Consider the following 22,671-nt stretch of genomic DNA (forward strand, 5'->3'; position numbering starts at 1 on the left):
AAATCAGGAATTTTTGAATACTTTTCTCCCGCAGATTTCGCGGATCTTCGCAGAAGGGATTGACAGGTCAGTTGTTTCTCGGGACATTTTATCGTAATGATCTGCGTCAATCTGCGTGGTCTGCGGGACTAAATCAGAGAATTGCGAAAAGTTTTCTCCCGCTGATTTCGCGGATGTTCGCAGAAGGGATGGACAGATCAGTTGGTTTTCGTGGTATTTTCATCGAATTGATCTGCGTCAGTCTGCGTGGTCTGCGGGACATAATCAGGAATTTTTGAATACTTTTCTCCCGCAGATTTCTCGGATCTTCGCAGAAGGGATTGACAGGTCAGTTGTTTCTCGGGACATTTTATCGTAATCATCTGCGTCAGTCTGCGTGGTCTGCGGGACCAACATTTAAATTCCAGTTTAAAGTGGTGAGTGTAGTTGAAAAATTGATGCAGTATTAAGATTAAAATAACCTACAATAAAACAACCCAAACCTTTCTCCAACTCTTGTCCCGATCAGGAATTCCTTTCCACCGTCTTGGAGCTTGTATTTTTTCTTGAGATCGTCAGAAGATAAAGCGTAATTTCTGGTAATGACATTGACTTTTCCCCCAGGGAACAGTTGCTTCAGCTCTTTTTTTGGGTTACTGATTTCTTGGATTACCTCGAATATCCTTCCGGGAATTCCCTGAGTCAAGTCCTCACAGGTATATAGATGGGAATTGGGATGGAGTTTTTTCAGTCCAAACCTTTTTCCAAAGCTCCTGAATGCCCCAGCTTTCAACACCGAAGCATAGGGCTCTATCAGGTATTTACCTACCTCACCTAATATGCTCTCGCTGGATTCTTCCTCTTCGTAAGTAAAGGAAAACCCCTTTGGACCATCCGTCTGCAAATCGACCGCTTGGATAATTCTTTCCCCAGTTGGTATCCCTTTTTCCCAAAGGAGCAAAACTTCCTTCACTTCATTTTTGACGGAAATAACCCATATTTTCTGGATCTCCGGGATTTCATGCAAGGCCTGCTTGATATCCAACATCGGGGAGGCTTTGATCAGAATGGCATTGGACTTCGATTGGAGCAAATCCCAGTTGCTGACAATATCCGGCTCGCAATCTGCCAACTTGTACAGCTTTTGATTGTGTTCTCCCCTCCTTGCAGGATCGACATAGGTCAGGTCAAAGATTTCATCTGATTTGGAAAAGTATGCCAATGAATCACCTTCCACGATCTCAAATTTTCCGGGTTTGAGCAGGTCAAAATTGTGCCGAACAATTTCTGCCAATTCTCCATTCCTCTCACAGTAAATGGCATTTTGGAAGTTTTCTGAAAGGAAAAAAGTATCTACACCAAATCCTCCGGTCAGGTCAATCATGGTTTTCCCATTGACTAAAGCAGATTTAAATCTGGCGGTTTCTTCCGAAGAAGCTTGCTCCAATGAAAGGCTGACTGGAAAGAGAATTTCTTGATTGGCAGTCCATGAAGGGAGTTTGTGTTTGGCTTTTTGGCGGGATTGGATCTGCTGCACAGCCGCTTTGAGGTCAAAATCGGTTTTTCCCGAATAGGCAAAAAGCAATTGTGCAGGATCCTCCGATTGGTGGTCCTGCACAAATTTTTTCAATGCTGCTGTATAAATTGAAATTGCCATGGCCTGACAAAAATGTGGAATATATCCGGGCTTCAAAAGCGGAGGATAATTATACCTACATGCTGGACTGAAAAATCGGACAAATTCACGATTGAAGATCGAATTTTGGATTTAAGTACAATCCACACCCGTCATCCGTCATCGGTCCCAAATTTCCCCACTCACGCCATGCTGTGTTCCATCAGGTATTCCGCAATCTGAACCGCATTGGTAGCAGCACCTTTTCTCAGGTTATCCGCCACGATCCACATGTTCAAAGTATTTGCTTGGGATTCGTCTCTTCTCAGCCTGCCTACAAATACCTCATCTCTCTTGTGTGCCGTCAAGGGCATTGGGTAGATGTTGTTGGCAGGATCGTCCTGTACGATAACGCCAGGCGTATTGGAAAGGATTGCCCTCACCTCATTCAAATCAAAGTCTTTGTGGAATTCCACGTTTACCGCTTCTGAATGTCCGCCCATGGTAGGAACCCTGACCGTGGTAGCAGTCACTTGGATACTGTTGTCGTTGAAAATTTTCTTGGTCTCATTGATCATCTTCATCTCCTCTTTGGTATACCCATTTGGTTGGAAGACATCGATATGAGGCAATACATTCAGGTCAATTTTATGGGGATAGACCATTTCTGCAGGAACACCCGCACGCTCAGCCATCATTTGGTCCACAGCGGCTTTGCCTGTTCCGGTCACAGATTGGTAAGTGGATACCACGATTCTTTTGATACCATATTTCAGTCTCAATGGATTCAAAGCCAACACCATCTGGATCGTAGAACAGTTTGGATTCGCGATGATGCGGTCGTCAATTCTCAGGTCTTTGGCGTTGATTTCAGGAACCACGAGTTTTTTGCTTGGGTCCATTCTCCAAGCGGAAGAATTGTCAATGACGATCGTCCCTACTTCGGCGAATTGCGGCGCCCATTCCAGGGAAGTACTTCCACCGGCCGAAAAGATAGCAACGTCCGGCTTCTCAGAAACAGCCTGTTTCAATCCAATTACCGTGTATTCCTTACCCTTGAAAGTCATCTTTTTACCTGCAGACCTTTCGCTTGCAACAAGGAGTAATTCATCAAATGGAAATTGGTGCTCTTCCAGCACCTCGAGGATTTCTGAGCCTACCAATCCGGTAGCTCCTACAACGGCTAGTTTCATTTTGTTTTTGGATTGTTTTTTTAAAATTGAACCGCAAAGGTAAGCCAAGAATTCTCAATAATGATAGCAAGTCGATAGATAATTGCTTTATTTTCAATAATTCAGCTGATTTTTTGTCGGATTGAAATTTATACAACTTAAACGTTTAAAATCGGATTGACTAAAACCTGTTCTTTAATTTTAGTCATATGGAATCCCGGTTTTTTGTCAAAGTCTTTTTTATAACCTTTCTCTTTCAGGGAATGTTCGGATCGGGAAAGGTATTTTCCCAGGTACAGGATTTCGAAGCAAACTTCCAAATTGTCAACCACCCTGCGGAATTTCTGGAAAATTGGTCTGCCAATGAGGTAAGGAGTACTGCTGCAAGGGTTTTTCAGGCATCAGGGGAAGGACTGATTGGCTCAAAGGCCTTGGCCGTGCAACCCATCAGTTCCTTTAATGGGATCATTTATTTGAAAACAGAAACGGCAGGGACGTTCGAACCGAAAATCGCCTTCTTCGCAAAATCAAAGCAAAACGGAACCGGTACGAGGCCGGCGATAGTAGAAATTTCATTCGCAAAAACGATGTCAGATGCTTTTCAAAATCTGACAGCGGTAGGAAGCAGCCAAACTTTCTCCAACCAGAACAATGAATACCAACTTTTTGAAATTTCTATCCCGGAAGCATACCATGATTTGTCTGAGCTTGTGGTTAAGATGGAGGTCAAATATGGACCGGGAACAGGTTCAGCGGCACGGTTCTTTATGGATGATTTCGGGATTTTTGATGGGGAGGAAATGATCGATCCTGTCCAGATCAAAAGTGCCAAGCTGTTGACACCCTATTCGGTGGAGGTGATTATGGACAGGGAAATAACGGCGGTGACCAAGGAACAGGCTTCGATCACCAATTTTCCTGTGGAGGAAGTTTTGTTTTACACAGATTCCTCTTTTGTGGTTTATTCCAATTCCATTATCGAGAGTGAAAACGTCTCCGTCATTTTAGAAAATATCCAGGAAAAAAACGGACGGATTACCGAGGTGATTGAATTTGAATTTGGTAATTCTACCATCAAAATTGGGGATGTCCAGGTGGAAAAGTCAGACCAAATCAAAGTCAGCTTCAGCCAATTTTACCTTCCTGCTTCCGTCAGCCAAACATCCCATTTTCTGATCAATGGCAAAAATCCGCTCAATGTTGAGTTGTTGCCAAACGGATTCGAAGTCGTTCTGAAGCTTCCGGAAGAACTGCCTTTGGACAAAAATTTTCAAATCTCGGTTTCCAATATTCAGAACCAAATAGGAAAAGCCAACCCTGAACCTGACCAAGTCAACTTCTTTTACACGGATTTTGTAAAGGAAATTGTTCTGATCGATAACCTGACCCTCCATATCGAACATCGCGTTTCCTTAGACCAAAAGGCCCTGAGTTTTGAACTCGAAGAAAAGCCCGAGTTCGGATTTGAGATCAGTTTTCCCAAATCCGAGGTAATCGAATTGAAAAGCAATCAGCCTTTTGAGGAAAGTCTGACTTACAGGTTGAACCTTCCTCCAAGGACAACGGATAGAGGATATCCCATTTCCGGTTCTTCCAGGGATTTTGTGTGGGACATTTCACCGCCGGTTTTGGTGAATGTTATTCCTTTGACTTCTGATAAAATAATAGCGGTTTTCTCAGAGCCTTTGGATCTGGTTTTTGCTTCAATTCTTTCGAATTTTTCCATATTGGATCAAAGTGCCCGTTCTGTGGTTTTACAACAAAATGGCACACAGGCTTTATTGGAATGGGATTTTGATTTTGAATCAGAAAAAGAGTATGTCCTAAAAGTGGAGAATTTGGCAGATTTGAATGGCAACTTTTTAAGCAGTCAATCCTTTCCTTTTCTTTTTGTATCCCCACCCAAGCTCAATTTCAAAGACCTTGTGGTCAATGAAACCATGCCGGCACCGCGCTCAGGGAATACGCTCCCAAATGTGGAATATGTCGAAATTTTCAATCCGGGCGATCGCGCTATCTACTTGGGAGGATTTCAGTTGGCCAATTCCAAGCGGAAAACCACCCTTCCCTCTTTCCTTTTGGAACCGAATCAATATTTAATCCTGGTTCCAAGAACTTCAGCCCCATTGTTTGCTAACTATGGTTCAGTACTTGGTTTGGCCAATTGGCCGACATTGCTCAATTCCGGAGATCAGGTGAAAATCCTCGATCCTGAAAACCGGGTCATCGACAGCTTGGCATATACCACGGCGACTTTTGGGGGAAGTACTTTTGCACAGGGTGGCTACAGCCTGGAAATCGTGAATCCGTATTTGGATTGCAATATTGCCACCAACCTCAAGCCTTCCTCAGATCCCAAAAGAGGGACACCCGGAAAACAAAATTCTGTTTTCGAAGAAATCCCTGATTTAATTCCGCTTCAATTTCTCAAATCAACAATTGTTGGAGAAAAGACTGTTTTCCTGGTTTTTTCCAAAATCCTGAACCAAAATACGAATCAGACATCTTTTGCATTCCAACCTTCGATTCCCATCCAAAGCATCAAAATCGGAAGTAACCCAAATGAATTGGTTCTGGAGTTTGAGGAAAAAATACAGGAAGGAATTTACTATGAATCCGGGATTTCCAATCTGCGGGATTGTACCGGAAACTTGTTTAAATCAGACCAAAAGGTATTTTTTGTCATTCCTTCACCCGCACAGAAAGGAGACTTGGTGCTGAATGAAGTGCTTTTTAATCCCCGAACAGGTGCGCCAAAGTTTGTAGAAGTCTACAACGCCTCCCAAAAATTCATCAACCTGAAGGATTGGAAATTGGCAAATCTTGACGATGAAAATCTTCCTGCAAACAGGCGGGTGTTGTTCAGTGAGGAATATGTAATCCCGCCAAGTTCTTTTTTGGTGTTTACAACCGACTCGGAAAAGCTCAAACAGGAATACCCAAAAAGCAAAGAAGGAAGGTTTGTGGAGTTTTCTTCCATTCCTAGTTACCCCATTTCCTCCGGCAATGTGGTTTTGTTAAATCCTGATGAAACCATTACAGAAATCCTAGGCTACACCGAGAAAATGCACCACAGGCTTCTGAAAGAGACCAAGGGAATTTCATTGGAAAGACTTTCACCCTTCCAGCCAACCGATGATCCGAACAATTGGCATTCTGCGTCTTCGACCGAAGGTTTTGCAACGCCGGGATACCAAAATTCCAATGTTTTTGAAGGAAACGGGCAGATAGGTATCGAGGTCGACCCAAAAGTATTTGTGCCGGATGCACCCGGCACCCAACCTTACACCACCATCAGTTACAAATCTGATCAGGCAGGGAAACTTGCCACCATCAGGATTTATGGGATCGACGGCACATTGATCAGGGAATTATGCCAAAACGCGGTATGGGGCAATGAAGGGTTTTACCTTTGGGACGGGACAAATACCAACGGGGCCAAAGTCAGACCCGGAATTTATATCATTTGGGTAGAAATCTTTGATTTACAAGGGAAGGTAGACCAAATAAAAAAAACCGTGGTGGTGGGCACAAAATTTTGAAAATGTGGTGATAAGTTGCACAAAATCTGTAATTTAGAAGGCACCTTCAAAAATTCCTCCCCCTATGAAACCTGATTTAATTACCCAAACCCTGAAAACCTATTTTGTCCAAAAAGGGAAAAGCCTTCAGACAATCCAGCGTTACCTCAATATCAAATACCGACTTTATCTGGATGAAAAATTATTGGAGAAAAGATTACAAATTCTCCTTGATCAATAAAAAACCGTTGAGAAACAGTTTTTTATTTTTGATTTCAATTTGGTAAGTGTATTTTGGTGGACTTTTCAGTCACCTGTTAATGATTGGAATCAACCCTATTAATGGAAAAGTTATGAATCAAGAAGGAAAGACCGCATATTCTCCTGAGGAATTAAAGGAATTTGAAGATATTATTTTGAAAAAGATCGGTGTTGCCAAAGAAGAATTGTTAATCTTAAAGGAAACATTGAGCAAAAAGAATGACAGCGGAACTGATTTTACAGCGTCAACATCCAAACTTCTTGAAGACGGGGCAGATACTTTGGAAAGGGAGAGTATGAGCCAACTTGCAGCAAGGCAACAAAAGTTCATCATCAACCTCGAAAATGCCCTCGTACGTATCAAAAACGGAACTTATGGTGTGTGTGTGGATACAGGAAAATTGATTTCCAAAGAACGTCTCCGTGCTGTACCACATACGATGCATTCCATTGAGGCAAAGCTTGCCAAGAAATAAGTGGACTTTTTACCAAGGCATATTGAAGCATTGATTTTCTGCTCACCTTCGCCGTTGGGCGTCGAAGAAATCCAAAAATGCCTGTCCGAGATGTTTGAATCAGAAGTGCCACTTGCCCATATTTTAGAGGCGATTGATGCTTTGCAATCAAAATATAAGCATGAGGAATTTTCCTTTGCTTTGGAAAACTTTGCCGGAGGGTATCAGTTTTTGACCAAGCCTGCCTATCAGGCCAGCATATCTATTCTCCTTAAGCAACAATCCCACAAGCGGCTGTCCACAGCCCAATTGGAAACATTGTCCATCATAGCCTACAAACAGCCCGTGACCAAGACTGAAATCGAGCACATCCGTGGGGTGAATTGTGATTATTCCATCCAAAAGCTGCTTGAGAAAGAACTTGTCACCATCAAAGGAAAGTCAGACAGTGTCGGCAGACCGCTGCTGTATGGAACAAGCGAAAAGTTTATGGAATATTTTGGGATCAATTCATTGGTTGATTTGCCCCAACCAAAGGATTTTTCTCAGGAAGAAAATCAGATCGGGGAAGAAAAAGCTTAATTCTTGTCGATTTTTTTCACCTCAGCATGGGCTGAAATCAGGTATTTTCTTCCCGTGTCGACCTCTTGGCAAAGTACACGAGTCCTCCTAATAGCTTCTTTTTTGAATGCCCTTCCTTTCAATTCAAAAATTTCGCCCGGAATCAAATCCACCAACAGAGCAACGCCATCCGTTTTTTGGCCATCGTATTTTTTAACCGCTTTACTCAAAAAAAGGTCAGAACCGGAGCTTGCTTTGGGATTGATAAAATGCCTTTTGAGAGGAATCAAAACATCTTTTGGGAAAACCTGATCGCTGAGCAAAGGCGTCATCAGGTTTCTGAATGCAATCTTCCATTCAGGCCCATGTGGTTTGATATTCAAACCATATTTTTCAAAGGCCCGAAAATGGGCCACTTCATGGACATAAGTAATTAAAAACTGGTAAGGGTTCAGGTCATGGTTAATCGTGATGGTCTGGATCTTTTGGTCCCTGCGGTACCTGAAATCACCCAATTTGGTCTGCCTCGTCCGGGTGATGTAAAAATTAAAAGGCAATTCCTTCCATAAATTCCAACAATATTCCGCAGCAGGAAGTGGCACATGTTTTTGAAATGCTTTTAAAAACGCCTGATCCTTATCCATGCCATGAATATAAAACAAAGCAAAAAAAAAGTCCTACATTTCTGTAGGACTTTCTTAAGAGTGAGAAGAAATTAACCTTCAACAACTTCTTTAACTTCTTCAGTAGCACCTTCAACTGCACCTTCTACTTCTTCAGTAGCTTCTTCAACTGTCTCTTCAACAGCTTCTTCAGTCTCTTCGATGACAACTTCTACTTCTTCAGTAGCTTCTTCTGTAACTTCTTTGTTTCCGCAAGAAGCAGTGAATAATAAACCTGCTACAGCGAACATTGCAAATACCTTTTTCATAATTTTTTGTCTGGATTTTTAAATCAGCATGCAAAGGTAATACCATTTATCATATAATCAAGCGCTTCATCAAAAATTATTTTTAAATGTTTGTACGCTTCGATGGCAGTAAAGTAGAAGTAAATATAATTCTTGGCCTGAGGCTGAAATTTACGGTACATCCCTGCTCAACCAATGATGAATTTGTCGTAACCGTCACTCTGAGTTTTCCACTTAAACAGAAATGTACAGAAAGGAACTGAGATATATGAAAAACCCCCAGCGGGGGTTGAACCAATAATAACTTGTCCGCCGGGGCGGAGCCCCGGGTTGCAACCCGGGGTTCAAGGCTCCTTACCAATGACGTGAAAATCCGAGTCGTCACTCTGATCCGCCGCGGCGGAGAAGAGTCTCTTTTATTCTGAGATCTTTCATCCTCGTACCTCGGATTCAAGATGACGCAACACCAACCGTCATTCTTTTTTGAACATTTTAATATGTTGGGCACTCAGGATGACGCGACATGTGGATAAGCACAAATTCTTATATCTGTATCCGCTTTATTGCAACTAGCCAAACAATTAATGGCTAGTGAACGATTAGCCGGCTCCGTGGACAAGTGGACTGTCGTCCGTGGACGAGTATCCGCATCCGATGAAGCCTCGTCAAACCAAGCATGCAACATTGCGGATACTCATACAATTCCATAGGTGTATACTTTATAGCACGTAGCTAAATAATTAATGGCTAGTGAACGATTAGCGGGCTCCGTGGACAGTGGACTGTCGTCCGTGGACAAGTATCCGCATCCGATGAAGCCTCATCAAACCAAGCATGCAATATTGCGGATACTCATACAATTTATTTCTTTTTATAAGTAATCTTGATCGGAACACCCTCAAAATCGAAATTTTCCCTGAGCCTGTTTTCCAGGTACCTGTTGTAAGGATCTTTGATATACTGAGGAAGGTTACAGAAGAATGCGAAAACCGGGTTTTTGGTAGGGAGTTGGGTAATGTATTTGATTTTGATGTACTTTCCTTTCCAAGCCGGTGGCGGATATTTATCAATTTCCGGTAGCATGATGTCATTCAGCTTTGAAGTAGGCACCTTTTTGGTCTTGTTTTCATAGACTTTCACGGCCAGTTCTATCGCCTGCATGATCCGCTGCTTTTCTTCCACTGAAGTGAAAATGATCGGGATCCACTTGTTTTCACCCAACTTTTCGATCATCTCCTTCTTGATCTTGTCCATGGTTTTATGATCCTTTTCGATCAGATCCCACTTGTTGACCATGATGACAATACCTTTGTTGTTTTTGATTCCCAAGGAAATCAGGTTCACATCCTGCGCTTCCAAACCCCTCGTGGCATCGATGATAATGATCAATACATCGGATTCTTCCAAAGTCCGCAAAGAGCGCATCACAGAATAAAACTCGATATCTTCCTTTACCTTCGCTTTTTTCCGGATCCCGGCTGTATCGGTGATGATAAAATCCTGACCAAAGAGTTTGTATCTCGTGTGGATGGCATCCCTTGTGGTTCCCGCTTCATCCGTCACAATGGACCTTTCCTGTCCCAAAAGGGCATTCAGGAAAGAGGATTTTCCCACATTGGGTCTTCCCAAAATGGCGATCTTGGGTATGCCGGCATCAGGGTCTTCTTCCCCTTCATCGGGAAAATGCTTGATCACCTCATCCAGCAAGTCACCTGTACCGCTTCCGCTGACTGCTGCAATGGGATAGACGTCATTGTCACCCAATCCCAAACCGTAAAACTCTGCCGCCAACATGGACTTCTCCGGGCTGTCAGCTTTGTTGGCCACGATGAAAATAGGCTTTTTGGAAGACCGGAGTTCGGCTGCAAAATCCTTGTCCAAATCTGTCAATCCATCCAGGCAGTCTACTACAAAAAGAATCACATTTGCTTCTTCGATGGCCAACTTCACCTGCTTTCTGATTTCGGCTTCGAAGACATCATCGGATCCGATCACATATCCACCGGTATCAATGACTGAAAAGAATTTGCCTCCCCACTGTGCGTGGCCATAATGCCTGTCACGGGTTACTCCACTGACATTGTCCTCAATGGCCTTTCTCTCCTCTACCAACCTATTGAAAAAGGTAGATTTGCCTACATTCGGCCGCCCAACTATTGCTACTATATTTGCCATTTTTTTATTTTCTTATTGGTCGTAACCAAATTTTCTCAATTTATTTTTATCCTTTCTCCAGTCATCTTCCACCTTGACGAAGGTTTCGAGGAAGATTTTTTTGCCAAAGAATTTTTCCATTTCGTGTCTCGCTTGGGTTCCAATCCTTTTGATTGCTTTGCCGCCTTCTCCGATGATGATTCCCTTTTGGCTGTCACGCTCTACATAGATGACTGCCCGGATGCGGATGATATTTTCTTCTTCGAAAAAATCCTCAATGGAAACCTCTGTGCTGTAAGGGATTTCCTTTTTGTAGTTGATGAAGATTTTCTCACGGATGATTTCGGAAGCAAAGAATCGCTCCGGCTTGTCGGTAAGTTCATCCTTATCATAAAAGGCTGCGTGATAGGGAAGCCTGTCGAGGATTTCCTGGAGAATGCGCTCGGTGTTGAAACTTTCGGTGGCAGAAATCGGGATAACGGTATCTGCTTTGATTCTTTGGGTCCAATATTCTGTAACCTTTTCAAGTTGCCCCTCTTTGGAGAGGTCAATTTTATTGATGACAAGAAGTACAGGAACTCCGGAATGGTTGATCTTTTCAATTACGTCTTCTATTTCCTCGTCGGATTCATATAGATCGGTTACGAAAAGAATCACATCTGCGTCTTCCAATGACATGTGGACAAAACTCATCATGCTTTTGTGAAGCTCGTATTTGGGCTTCAGCATGCCGGGAGTATCAGAAAATACAATCTGATAGTGTTCGTCATTGATAAGCCCCATAATCCGGTGACGGGTTGTCTGTGCCTTGGAAGAGATGATCGAAAGTCGCTCACCGATCAGCACATTCATAAGCGTGGATTTGCCGACATTGGGTTTTCCAATGATGTTTACAAAGCCTGCTTTGTGTGTGTTTTCGGTCATGACAATAATTTTTTTCTGCAAAGGTACTTGATTTTAGAGAATATGTCCTTACCTTTGTACCACAATTACGGCGAAAGGCTGTTTTCACATAGATTTCTCTGAGAAAAACATATATCGTGGGGTGAATCCGCCGCGGCGGATCGTCGGGCTCATATCCGCCGCGGCGGACACAGGTTCGAGGAGTAAAAAATTAAATTGATTCAAAATAGAGTAAAGACATATCGCGGGGTGGAGCAGTTGGTAGCTCGTCGGGCTCATAACCCGAAGGTCATTGGTTCGAGTCCAATCCCCGCTACTACAAGGATACTAGAAATAGTATCCTTTTTTATTTTATATCTTTCAGCTCGTCGTGCTCATATCCGCCGCGGCGGACATTGGTTCGACCCCGATAGCTATCGGGGCTGTCCCCGCTACTCTAAGCCAAGCAGAAATGCTTGGTTTTTTTTATGCCCACATTTTAGAAAATGAAAAGATCCGAAGGTCACAGTGCCTGTCCCGAGAATCGGGATTCAATCCGAGATCGCTATTGGGGCTATTCCCTCCACTTCTTGGACATTACAAATAGTATCTTTTTAATATTCTCCCCCTTCGACCAAAAGTCCGCCGCGGCGGAGCGAAATATTGGTAGCCCCGTGCAAGGTGCTACTCTGATTTCCATGCTTTCCACAATTTTCTTGCACCGCCACCCGGGGATAAAAAGGCGGGTTCCATGGTATTTCGGTCACGGATCTTCTTAGATGGAGAATCTTCAATACAGAAATGGTAGGGGAATTTTTTTTACCGCAAAGGACACCAAGGTTTCGCAATGGGTCGCGAAGGTTTTGCCCCCTAATCCCCCTGAAGGGGGACTTTTGTCGAAACAATAGAAATTTGGTTGAGATAGATGTGTAATGGAATCCTAAACCCAACGGCAATCATTTAGTAGGGATTCTCCCTTCCCTAAAAGTGTCTGATAAAGTAAGCCCTATCGGGGCGAAATCTTGGAAGCCATGGGTAAGGTGCTACACTGCTTTTCATAATTCAAATAATCTCTTCGCACCGCAGCCCATGGTAAAAAAATGGAATAGGTGGGGTATTTCGGTCACGAATCCCCTAAGAATGAGAATCTCCAATACCGAAATGTTGGGAGAATCTTATCGTTTTCCTGTTTCAATCATTTAATAAATTCTATTCGTTTCCTAATCGTGTCACTGTCTTACCAAAAAAAGTAACCATCCCGATATCTGGGCTGTTCCCGCTACCCACCTCCCCGTATTTTTATCTACTAACTATTACAAATCTCTAGTTGAGGTGGATTTTGATGGGTACTACCATGTCTATATTCTGGAGCGTATAATGGAAAAGAATACGATGACTTCAAATTCATTACTTTAAATTAAAAATGCCACTTGATTTTCTACGAATGTCAATTAATGATGTTCCTGATTATTTCGGTGGTATTTTCATAACTTAAGTTTTTCTCTATATTTAGGAATCATTTTTACATCCAGAAAGATGCAAGCATTTGAAGTTCATAAGAAGATCGTCAAAGATTACAAAGACTATCTAAAAAGTTTCAACATCATCAAAGACCCAAAGATTAGTAAGGTTGTTGACGAGGCTTTCAAGAAGGACGAATACATCCCTGAACCATTGATTCAATTCAATCCCTCTTTCAAAAAGGCATCAGAATTGGATTCGTTAGTCAAGGAAGGAGTCCTTCATTCAGATATGAACAGGGTATTCAAGGGCTACCGGTTGTTTACCCATCAGGAAGAAGCAATAAGGCTTGGTACCGCAGGAAAATCATTTATTGTAACATCAGGAACAGGTTCAGGAAAATCTGTTACGTTCCTGGGTACAATCTTCAATCATCTGTTTTCAACCGAAAAGAAAGCAGGGATAAAGGCAATATTGGTATATCCGATGAATGCTTTGATCAACTCCCAAGAAAAGGAAATAATCAAGTTTGCAGCGAATTATGGGCCTGATTTCCCAATTACTTTCAAAAAATATACTGGACAGGAATCCGAAGAATTAAGACAAGAAGTCGAATCAAATCCACCTGATATCCTTCTCACCAATTACATGATGTTGGAATTGCTGTTGACTCGAGGGAAAGAAAAATCCATCAGGGATTCTATTTCAAGGAATCTCAAATATCTTGTTTTTGACGAACTCCACACTTATAGAGGACGTCAAGGAGCCGATGTATCCATGTTGGTTAGAAGGTTAAAATCACTTTGTAGAAATGAAATCCTGTCAATCGGTACGTCCGCTACAATGGCATCCGGTGAAGATGTAAAAGATGAAAAGCTCGTAGTAGCTGAAGTGGCTACACAGATCTTCGGGGAAAAGTTTGAGCGCAATCAGATTGTAGGGGAAACCCTTGAAACAGTTACCATTGTTCCTGTCAAGCCTCTAAGCGCATTTGATTTGCAGGAAGTGATGACAAGGGAAATTGATCTGGAAAGCCATGAAGAGGATTTTAAGAATCATCCCGTAGCTATATGGTTAGAGAATAACATTGCACTTGACAGAGACAAGGAGGGCAATATCAAAAGGGCTAAACCTCAGGAACTTCAAAAGATTGTAAAAAAGCTTTCCGAGGTATCCAAAATAGATGATTTGGAAAAGTGTGAGACCTATTTGAAAAGATTTTTTGAGTGGTCAGAAAAACTCAATATCAAAAACGCATCGAATAAACTCAGTTTCCTGCCATTTAAAATCCACCAATTTATTTCACAGACAGGCAATGTTTATGTGACTTTGGACGATAGACGGAGAAGAAACATAACACTTGAAGACGGCCGGTATATCAAAGAAAATGGGGACGAACGATTCATCTTTCCTGTATTGTTCAGCCGCTATTCGGGTCATGACTTTATCTGTGTAAAAAGGAATTTTTCAGAAAGTAAATTTGAACCCAGGGAACCCGATGATCTTCCTGAAAGAATTACAAAGGATGCATTGAAAGGCAGCCGAAAGGACGGTGTTTCCAAAAAGAGTCTGAAAGAAGAGAATTTTGAAGCGGGTTACTTAGTTCTTCCTGAAGGAAACGAGGAATTGTGGTCTGAGGATATGATTGATACTTTACCGGAAACCTGGTGGAAAGAGAAAAAAGGTCAGATTGTCCTTGATAATTTCTACGAATTCAGAATTCCACAAAAAGTATTCTTCAATGCTGAAGGCAAGTTTTCTTCAAACAAGGAGGATGGACTTAATCTTCATGGTTGGTTTATTGCCGCGCCATTGTTTTATGATCCTTCATGCGGGGTGGTTTACGATCCGAGGACAAAAGAAAACACCAAATTGATGAAAGTAGGAAATGTGGGCAGAAGTACTGCCACCACTATAGCCACCTTCAGTATTTTGAAATCTCAATTTGAGCAAAAAATAAAAACAGCTGACCAAAAGTTACTGAGCTTTACAGATAACCGTCAGGATGCATCTCTACAAACCGGTCATTTCAATGATTTTTTGATGATTGGACGATTAAGGTCTGCAATTTATCGGGCAATAAAAGAAGCCGATCAAAATCAGCTGACAATTGAGACCATTTCTGATAGAGTTTTTCAAACACTTGGTCTTAAGGAATCAGATTATGCAAAATTCCCGGGGGATCCGGAATGGCCCGATGAAGATAATGAGAAGGCATTGAAGGATTACCTAAAAGTTAGAATCCTCTATGACCTCAGAAGAGGATGGAGATACAATACCCCAAATCTTGAGCAATGTGCTTTACTTGATGTCAGTTATCATCGGTTGGATGAATTTTGTGCAAAAGACAGTTTTTTTGAAAAGGATTTTCTGTTGAGCGTAGTTTCTGTCTCGGAACGGCAAAATATCCTCCTTCATGTATTGAATTACTTTAGAACTGCCTATGCTTTCAATTATTATCTCTTGGAAGACGAAAAACGGACCGCACTTGAAGAAAGGTTGAAACAACGACTCAACCCAGATAAAGAATGGTCATTGGAAACCGACGAAAGATTGGACATTCCACCAATTCTTGTGTACCAAAGGGTTGGAAAAATGAGAAAAGGCACCTATACAGAAAGTATCGGAGCAACGAGTAACCTTGGTAAATACATCAAGAGGCTGTTCATCAAATATGAACAAGAACCAATTAAGGGTGCGGTATTGAATGATTACATTTCAGGACTTTGTAACACGCTTAAAAAAGGTCAGTTCCTTGCTGAGATTGAAATCAAAGGAGAAAAAGGAAGCACGCTCGGTTATCAGCTTAGAGTTGAAAAAGTAATATGGAAATTGGGTGATCTGGAAAATGTCCTTACTGATGAGGTCCGAATCAATACCACAAATTCTGATTTGAAAATACGACCCAACAACTATTTCAAAGAATTCTATCAACAGGATTTCAGGTTGTTTAACAAATTTTTTCTTGCAAGCGAGCACACCGGTCAGGTTGCATCAATGGATAGAATTGCAAGGGAGGAAGCTTTCAGAAATGGGGAAATCTCTGCGCTCTATTGTTCACCTACAATGGAACTCGGGATTGACATTGCTAACCTGAATATTGTTCATATGAGGAATGTACCTCCAAATCCTGCCAATTATGCCCAAAGAAGCGGTCGTGCAGGAAGAAGTGGACAAACAGCCTTGGTATTCACATATTGTTCAAGTACGTCTCCACATGATCGACATTATTTCAGGAATTCTATTGATATGGTGGCAGGAAAGGTAAAGGCACCAAGAATAGACCTGCTCAATGAAGAACTTATATCAAGTCATTTCAATGCCTTCATATTCATGAACCTTGGCTTGACGAGTATCAATACCTCTGTTAAGGATTTCCTTGATATTGAAAAAAGAGCTGAACTTCCTGTTCACCGTTCCTTGATTGATTTTATTGACGATCAGAAAACCAACTTCAGGGATTCATGGATAGTGGGATTCAAAAAAGTCGTCAAAGACAAATACCCTGACCTTGAAGGAACAGATTGGTTTAATGAAGATTGGCTTTTGGCTAAATCAAATGATTTTGTAGGCAATCTTGAAAATAGCTTTAACAGATGGAGAACACTTTTCAAAACAGCTTCTAATCTAATTGAAAGGGCATCACAAGTCATAAAGGACCCTACTTATAGCAGTGACAGTAAAGAAGCAAGAGAAGCTAAGCGAATGCAGTCTATCGGTCAAAGACAAAGGGACCTTTTACTAAATACATCAAAGCGAGATGGAACGAACGAATCCGAATTTTATGTGTATCGATACCTTGCTGCAGAGGGATTCCTACCCGGCTATAATTTTACACGACTTCCTGTAAGGGCATTTATCGGAAAACGAAGTCAAGACCAAGGAACATTCATTTCCCGTCCAAGGTTTATTGCCCTCCGTGAATTTGGTCCTGGAAACCTCATTTACTACAACGGCGGAAAATACCGGATTACGAGAATGCAGCTTTCTGATGCGGATGCCAAAACAGACATTATCAAGATTTCTACCAAGACAGGATTTGCTTGGTTAGGTGAAGAAAGCAAGACCGTCAATAACGATCCAATAACACAAGAGTCCTTAAAAAGTCAATCCAATGCCATGGTTTACAAAAACATAATGGAATTGGTAGAATCAGATACATGGCCCCAGGAAAGAATTTCATCCGAAGAGGAAGAAAGGATGTCCTCCGGATATGAGATAGAACAGTATTTCAATTATCCCAAAGGAATAGAGCATACGCGCAATGCTGTCCTCAAAGTATCGGGCCATCCCTTGATGAATATCATTTACTGTCCTGCAACAAGGCTGATACAGATCAATAAGAAATGGCGATCATCAAAGGAACAGGAAGGTGAAGAGGCTGCCGGTTTTACAATTGGTAAAGTATCAGGTAAATGGTTGAAAAAGTCTGAACTTCAAAACGATGAAAGGGAAAGTGACCCTGCCATGACCGTTCATTTATATACGACAGATACAGCTGATAGCTTATACCTTCAGCCGGTAAAAGCCCTTGATCTTGATGAAGATGGTGTAGTTTCTTTGACTTACGCACTGAAACGAGCCATTGAACAGGTTTTCCAAATTGAGGAGTCAGAAGTTGGTGTTTGGTTCATGGGACCGGAAGATTCAAGGAACATTTTGATTTATGAAGCAGCAGAGGGAAGTCTTGGCATTTTATCTCAATTGACCAAAAATCCGGAAAGGTTGAGAGAGGTTTTCACCGAAGCTTATCAACTCATGCATTTTGACCTTAATTCCAAAACCGACAAGGCTCCTGAGAAACCAAAAGCAAGCTATGACGACCTACTTTCCTACTATAACCAGAGATACCACGACAAACTTGACAGGCATAAAATCAAGTCTGCATTGGAGTTGTTGATGGTCTGTGATGTTGACAGTACAGGATCAGGAAATAGTGGTCATGTGGATAGAGATTCACATTATCAGGAATTGCTTGAAAGGTATGACGGTAATTCTACAATGGAGAAAAAGCTAATCGATTATCTCTATAAAAATGACCTTCAGCTTCCTGACAAGGCTCAGGCAAATCTCAGTAAAATACTCGGCTTGTATGTCAGTGCTGATTTTGTTTATCTAAATCCTGACAAGACCATCAAAACCATTATTTTCTGTGATGGGTCTGTTCATGATAAAAATGAGGTAAGGGAAGATGACAACCATAAAAGAGAAATTTTAATGGAGCGCGGGATAGATGTCGTTTCATGGCATTACACAGAAACACTTGAAGCATTGGTAAAAAGGAGAAAAGATATTTTTAGAAAAGCATGATATCAAAAGAAAAACCATCACCAGGTAAACTGATCTCCTTACGTGGAAGGGAATGGATTGTGCTTCCCACGGATGACGATGAAATCTTAAAAGTAAAACCTCTCGGAGGCTCTGATGATGAAGCAACTGGTATATTCTTGCCACTTCAGATAGAAGAAGAAATGTGGAAGGAGGCCAAATTTCCTGAACCAACCACAAGAGATTTGGGAGATTTCGAGACCGCCAAGCTGTTGTTTGAGGCAAGCCGGTTATCCTTCCGTAACGCAGGTGGTCCGTTTAGGGCGATGGGTAAACTCTCGTTTCGACCAAGATCCTATCAGATCGTCCCGTTGGTAATGGCATTGAAACAAGATGTCGTTCGTTTGTTGATTGCTGACGATGTGGGTATCGGAAAAACCATCGAAGCGTTGATCATCCTACGGGAGTTGATTGAACGGGGAGAGATCAAAAGATTTGCCGTTATATGTCAACCTCACTTATGTGAGCAATGGCAAGGTGAACTCAAAGACAAATTGGATATCGATGCCGAGATCATCCGGAGCAGTACAGTTTCTGCTCTCGAAAGGAGATTAACAGGATCTGAAAGCATTTTCAAGTCGTTTCCTTATCAGGTTATCTCCATTGATTACATCAAGAGTGACAGACGAAAACCGATATTTCTGAATGATTGTCCTGAATTCATTATTGTGGACGAAGCCCATACAGCCACCAAACCTGCAGGTGCGAGTTCCGTCACACAACAACAACGATATCATTTGCTTCATGACCTTGCAACCAAGGACGTACGACGACATATCTTACTATTGACGGCTACGCCTCACAGTGGAAAAGACGAAGAATTTCAATCTTTATTGGGTTTACTCAAACCCGAATTTGAGAAGATCAACCTGGAGGATTTCGACCAAAAGAAGAAAGAGGAATTGGCAAAGCATTTCATTCAACGGAAACGGGAACAGATCAGAAAATGGCTCTCTGAAGAAACCCCATTTCCTGATAGAGATACCAAAGAGGTGGGTTATAAACTATCGAATGACTATGCTTATTTCTTTACCGATGCCCAAAAATTTGCACGGGGATTAACGGAGGGTGCTGAAAAGCAAAAAGGCATGAAAGGGAAATATTGGGCTGCCTTGGCGTTGCTGAGAGGAATCATGTCTTCTCCAGCTGCAGGCTTGGAAATGCTCAAAGGCAAAATCCAAAGGACAGAAGATGAATCTCCGGAATCCGTCTACGAAGAAAACCCCGTCATAGAAAGAATCGAGGAAGATACAGATTCAACGCAAATGGAGCTTTTGGATCAGGCGGGCTTGGAATTATCTGATGTAGAAATTATGAAAAGCCTTGCCGCTGATCTGTCCAAATTAGCCAATATCAAAGAGGATAAGAAAGCTGCCAATGCCATCAATATCGTCAAAGATTGGCTTAAGGATGGATTCCAACCGATCATTTTCTGCAAATACATTGCAACGGCTAATTACCTGTCCGTCCTGTTCAAAGAGAATCTACCCAAATCAATTGAAATACAATCCATCACTTCTGAGCTTCCTGACGAACAACGAAGGGAAAGAATCGACGAGATGGGAAAGTCCGAGAAAAGAATCCTGATAGCAACGGACTGTCTAAGTGAAGGGATCAATTTGCAAGATCACTTCAACGCCGTACTACACTACGACCTGCCGTGGAACCCCAACAGACTCGAACAACGAGAAGGACGGGTCGACAGGTACGGACAACGAAGCCGTGTCGTCAAAACATGGTTGCTGTGGGGTGAAGACAATCCCATCGATGCCATAGTACTGAAGGTTTTGATAAGGAAGGTCCGGGAAATTCAAAAATCAACGGGAGTAGCAATCAGCCTTGGTGAAGACAACAGGTCCATAATGGATGCTGTATTGAATGAGGTGTTGCTTGATCCTAAAAAGGCCCTTCAGAAAGCCCAATTCAGTCTTGACTTTGGAGGGGATTATCAGGAAGCGATTATTACAAGGGAATTGGAAGCAGCCAAAGAAAAAGCCAAAAACCTGAGAAGCATTTTTGCGCACATGGCCGTCCCACAGGAAGAGATTGAGAACGATCTCAAGTCCGTCGACGAAGCGATAGGAGATATCAAGTCCGTAGAAACACTCGTGCTTAACGGTATCGTGCATCTCAAAGGGAACTATGAAAAGATTGAAGAAGGCTACAAGATTTTTCTTCAGAATATCCCTCCCCATATCCGTGAAACACTCGGATCAAAAGTCAGCTACCAGATCAGTTTTGATTCTCCAACGCCGGAAGGATATAAATACATAGGCAGGAACCATAAGTTCACGGAACAACTCTGTCAGTTTTTACTTTCCCTTGCCTTCGAACAAAAGTCCGGCTACGATCAGATAGCAAGGGCATCCGTGATTCAGAGCAATCAAGTGGAAACACACACGACGGTCATCCAATTTAGGGTCAGGAATGTCATCAAGGAAGTTCAGAGCAGGATTGAAAACATATCTGAGGAAATGTACCTATGGGGCTTCGAAGGAATTTCCGGTGAAGGCAAAACATTGGATTACAATACCTGTAAACGGTTGATATTCGAAGCCGAAAGTGCACAGAACCTGTCAGCTGAACGGCAGGCAGATGCCTTTACAAACCAAATGAACAGATTCCAGGGAAAACTGGATCAGTTCGTAGCATTGGCTGAGGACCGTGCCAAGGAATTGGTCCAGGCTCATGGACGGTTCAAAGCGCTCGTTGGAGGCAAAAGGTACGAGGCCGTCCATCCCATCCTTCCGCCCGATATCCTTGGGGTTTATGTTTTCCTGCCACAGCCAAAAGGAATATTGTTGGATTGATATGGCGCTACCCATCAACATACAGGACCTGATCATAGGCCGTGCCGTCGAATCTGAACGGATTGAATATAAGAAGGGATGGAACCCGGGTCCGATCTATCGTTCGATTTGTGCCTTCGCCAACGACTTTGATGATATCGGAGGTGGCTATATCATCGTCGGTTTTGAAGAAGAAAACGGTCGTCCCGTATTGCCACCTACGGGACTGAACGAGGCAGAACTTGACGGCATTCAGAGGGACATGGTCGGGATGAACAACCTGATCAATCCTGCCTATCATCCAAAAATCAGTGTGGAAGAAATTCAGGGGAAGAAGATTTTGGTTATTTGGGCCTTTGCAGGAGATAACAGGCCCTACGAGGTACCGGATGAAATCAAAGCCAAGGAAAAGAAATACAATCACTATATCCGATATGGATCATGCTCTATCAAGGTCAACAAAAACCAAAAGGAAGAGCTGATTTCCCTGAGTGGAAAGACGCCGTTTGACGACCGTCCCAATACGCAGGTCAGTTTCGATGAAATCTCATTGTCACTCGTCCGTGATTACTTAAGAAAAGTAGAAAGCAAGCTCTTGGACACCATGGCGTCATTGTCAAAGGAACAGTTGCTTTCCCAGATGCAACTCCTCTATGGTTCACCGGAAAGACTGCATCCCCGTAACGTAGCCTTGATGATGTTTACGGAAAAACCCGAGAATTACTTTCCATACAGCAGGGTTGAGATCGTGCATTTTCCCAACGGTGATGCGTCTGATGAATTTTTCGAAATCCCAAATATTTCCGGTCCTGTCGATCAGATGATCAACCAGACTCTGACCTATCTAAAGGTCAATGTACTTCGTCAAAAAACCATCAAGGTCAAAGGCAGTGCTGAGTCTGTCAAGGCATGGAACTACCCGTTCCAAGCATTGGAAGAGATCGTTGCCAATGCGCTTTATCATCGGGATTATCAGACAAGGGAACCCGTAGAGATCCGTGTCTATTCTGACAAGCTGATGATTGTCAACTACGGGGGACCCGATAGAAGTATCAAACTGACGGAGTTCAAAAAAGGAACTGTTATACCAAGGAGATATAGAAACCGTAGGCTTGGTGATTTTCTAAAAGAGCTTGACCTCACTGAAGGAAAAGCTACGGGCATCCCTGCAATAATCAGGGCAATGGAAGAAAACGGTTCTCCCAAGGTAGTGTTTGACACGGATGAGGACCGATCCTTTTTCCATGTGACTATCCCGATCCATCCTGAATTTATGGAATCAACTAAAGTTCGCAAATCGTCAACTAAAGTTCGCAAGAAATCATCTTTGAGTTCGCAAGAAATCAGAGATCGTTTTGGTGAAAATGCACTTAAAATCCTCCTTCTATTGAGAGAAGATGGAAAAATCACAGCCGCTGAACTGGCTCAAAAAATTGATCTTTCCAGTAGAGCGGTGCAGAAAAACATCGTCAAAATGCGATCAGATGGCATTTTAGATCGAGAAGGACCCACAAAATCTGGTGAGTGGATAGTATTGGTGGGCATTGATGAGTAAATTAAATTGGGATTCGTGAGCATCAAAA

Annotated in this window: 14 protein-coding genes and 1 tRNA gene; 8 read left to right on the forward strand and 7 right to left on the reverse strand. The window is 42.4% G+C overall.

The window, feature by feature from the left end; genetic code table 11:
- Window positions 1–197: 197 nt before the first annotated feature.
- From MMU05_RS22045 to MMU05_RS22055, 3 genes are all read right to left on the reverse strand, one after another.
- Window positions 198–362: a hypothetical protein gene (locus MMU05_RS22045; RefSeq protein WP_241143821.1), complete on the reverse strand. Its 165-nt coding sequence runs from the start codon at window positions 360–362 to the stop codon at window positions 198–200.
- Between the two features lie 89 nt (window positions 363–451).
- Entirely contained in the window at window positions 452–1,636 is a 1,185-nt protein-coding gene (locus MMU05_RS22050) for a class I SAM-dependent methyltransferase (protein ID WP_241143822.1), read from the reverse strand.
- 161 nt (window positions 1,637–1,797) lie between these two features.
- Window positions 1,798–2,787: an aspartate-semialdehyde dehydrogenase gene (locus tag MMU05_RS22055; RefSeq protein WP_241143823.1), complete on the reverse strand. Its 990-nt coding sequence runs from the start codon at window positions 2,785–2,787 to the stop codon at window positions 1,798–1,800.
- A gap of 188 nt (window positions 2,788–2,975) precedes the next feature.
- On the opposite strand from MMU05_RS22055, the gene MMU05_RS22060 reads away from it, so the two are divergent.
- From MMU05_RS22060 to scpB, 4 genes are all read left to right on the forward strand, one after another.
- A complete protein-coding gene (locus MMU05_RS22060) occupies window positions 2,976–6,308 on the forward strand; it encodes a lamin tail domain-containing protein (protein WP_241143824.1) in 3,333 nt (1,110 codons plus the stop codon).
- Between the two features lie 64 nt (window positions 6,309–6,372).
- Window positions 6,373–6,528, forward strand: a complete 156-nt coding sequence (locus MMU05_RS22065; RefSeq protein ID WP_241143825.1) for a hypothetical protein — start codon at window positions 6,373–6,375, stop codon at window positions 6,526–6,528.
- A 112-nt stretch (window positions 6,529–6,640) separates the two neighbouring features.
- Window positions 6,641–7,024: a TraR/DksA family transcriptional regulator gene (locus MMU05_RS22070; protein WP_113923723.1), complete on the forward strand. Its 384-nt coding sequence runs from the start codon at window positions 6,641–6,643 to the stop codon at window positions 7,022–7,024.
- Window positions 7,025–7,585 carry an SMC-Scp complex subunit ScpB gene (gene scpB / locus MMU05_RS22075; protein ID WP_241143826.1) on the forward strand — a complete coding sequence of 187 codons (561 nt, stop codon included), beginning with the start codon at window positions 7,025–7,027 and terminating at the stop codon, window positions 7,583–7,585.
- On the opposite strand, the gene MMU05_RS22080 is transcribed toward scpB, so the two are convergent.
- The 4 genes from MMU05_RS22080 to era form a co-directional block, all read right to left on the reverse strand.
- Window positions 7,582–8,208, reverse strand: coding sequence for a SprT-like domain-containing protein (locus MMU05_RS22080; protein ID WP_241143827.1), 627 nt, complete (start codon window positions 8,206–8,208; stop codon window positions 7,582–7,584). The genes scpB and MMU05_RS22080 overlap by 4 nt on opposite strands.
- Window positions 8,209–8,279: 71 nt before the next feature.
- On the reverse strand, window positions 8,280–8,495 hold the full coding sequence (locus MMU05_RS22085) for a hypothetical protein (protein WP_241143828.1): 216 nt from the start codon (window positions 8,493–8,495) through the stop codon (window positions 8,280–8,282).
- 840 nt (window positions 8,496–9,335) lie between these two features.
- On the reverse strand, window positions 9,336–10,649 hold the full coding sequence (der, locus tag MMU05_RS22090; RefSeq protein ID WP_241143829.1) for a ribosome biogenesis GTPase Der: 1,314 nt from the start codon (window positions 10,647–10,649) through the stop codon (window positions 9,336–9,338).
- Window positions 10,650–10,661: 12 nt separating this feature from the next.
- Window positions 10,662–11,552 carry a GTPase Era gene (gene era / locus MMU05_RS22095; protein WP_241143830.1) on the reverse strand — a complete coding sequence of 297 codons (891 nt, stop codon included), beginning with the start codon at window positions 11,550–11,552 and terminating at the stop codon, window positions 10,662–10,664.
- Window positions 11,553–11,774: 222 nt separating this feature from the next.
- Between era and MMU05_RS22100 the strand changes: the two genes are divergently transcribed.
- The 4 genes from MMU05_RS22100 to MMU05_RS22115 all read left to right on the forward strand — a co-directional run bounded on the left by MMU05_RS22100 (window position 11,775) and on the right by MMU05_RS22115 (window position 22,643).
- A tRNA-Met gene (locus MMU05_RS22100) sits at window positions 11,775–11,847 on the forward strand.
- Window positions 11,848–13,046: 1,199 nt separating this feature from the next.
- Window positions 13,047–18,281: a DEAD/DEAH box helicase gene (locus tag MMU05_RS22105; RefSeq protein WP_241143831.1), complete on the forward strand. Its 5,235-nt coding sequence runs from the start codon at window positions 13,047–13,049 to the stop codon at window positions 18,279–18,281.
- Window positions 18,278–21,109 (forward strand): helicase-related protein, encoded by a 2,832-nt coding sequence (locus tag MMU05_RS22110; RefSeq protein ID WP_241143832.1) that lies wholly within the window; start codon window positions 18,278–18,280, stop codon window positions 21,107–21,109. The genes MMU05_RS22105 and MMU05_RS22110 overlap by 4 nt, the downstream gene beginning before the upstream one ends.
- Window positions 21,069–22,643: an ATP-binding protein gene (locus MMU05_RS22115; protein ID WP_241143833.1), complete on the forward strand. Its 1,575-nt coding sequence runs from the start codon at window positions 21,069–21,071 to the stop codon at window positions 22,641–22,643. The genes MMU05_RS22110 and MMU05_RS22115 overlap by 41 nt, the downstream gene beginning before the upstream one ends.
- The last annotated feature ends 28 nt before the right edge of the window (window positions 22,644–22,671 follow it).

Source organism: Cognataquiflexum rubidum (assembly GCF_022538115.1).
Classification (GTDB): Bacteria; Bacteroidota; Bacteroidia; order Cytophagales; family Cyclobacteriaceae; genus Cognataquiflexum; species Cognataquiflexum rubidum.

Excerpts from the sequence above, each read along its gene's own strand:
- MMU05_RS22045 (WP_241143821.1), bottom strand. The coding sequence starts at position 362 with ATGATTACGATAAAATGTCCCGAGAAACAACTGACCTGTCAATCCCTT.
- MMU05_RS22050 (WP_241143822.1), bottom strand. The coding sequence starts at position 1,636 with ATGGCAATTTCAATTTATACAGCAGCATTGAAAAAATTTGTGCAGGAC.
- MMU05_RS22055 (WP_241143823.1), bottom strand. The coding sequence starts at position 2,787 with ATGAAACTAGCCGTTGTAGGAGCTACCGGATTGGTAGGCTCAGAAATC.
- MMU05_RS22060 (WP_241143824.1), top strand. The coding sequence starts at position 2,976 with ATGGAATCCCGGTTTTTTGTCAAAGTCTTTTTTATAACCTTTCTCTTT.
- MMU05_RS22065 (WP_241143825.1), top strand. The coding sequence starts at position 6,373 with ATGAAACCTGATTTAATTACCCAAACCCTGAAAACCTATTTTGTCCAA.
- MMU05_RS22070 (WP_113923723.1), top strand. The coding sequence starts at position 6,641 with ATGAATCAAGAAGGAAAGACCGCATATTCTCCTGAGGAATTAAAGGAA.
- MMU05_RS22080 (WP_241143827.1), bottom strand. The coding sequence starts at position 8,208 with ATGGATAAGGATCAGGCGTTTTTAAAAGCATTTCAAAAACATGTGCCA.
- MMU05_RS22085 (WP_241143828.1), bottom strand. The coding sequence starts at position 8,495 with ATGAAAAAGGTATTTGCAATGTTCGCTGTAGCAGGTTTATTATTCACT.
- der (WP_241143829.1), bottom strand. The coding sequence starts at position 10,649 with ATGGCAAATATAGTAGCAATAGTTGGGCGGCCGAATGTAGGCAAATCT.
- era (WP_241143830.1), bottom strand. The coding sequence starts at position 11,552 with ATGACCGAAAACACACACAAAGCAGGCTTTGTAAACATCATTGGAAAA.
- MMU05_RS22105 (WP_241143831.1), top strand. The coding sequence starts at position 13,047 with ATGCAAGCATTTGAAGTTCATAAGAAGATCGTCAAAGATTACAAAGAC.
- MMU05_RS22110 (WP_241143832.1), top strand. The coding sequence starts at position 18,278 with ATGATATCAAAAGAAAAACCATCACCAGGTAAACTGATCTCCTTACGT.
- MMU05_RS22115 (WP_241143833.1), top strand. The coding sequence starts at position 21,069 with ATGTTTTCCTGCCACAGCCAAAAGGAATATTGTTGGATTGATATGGCG.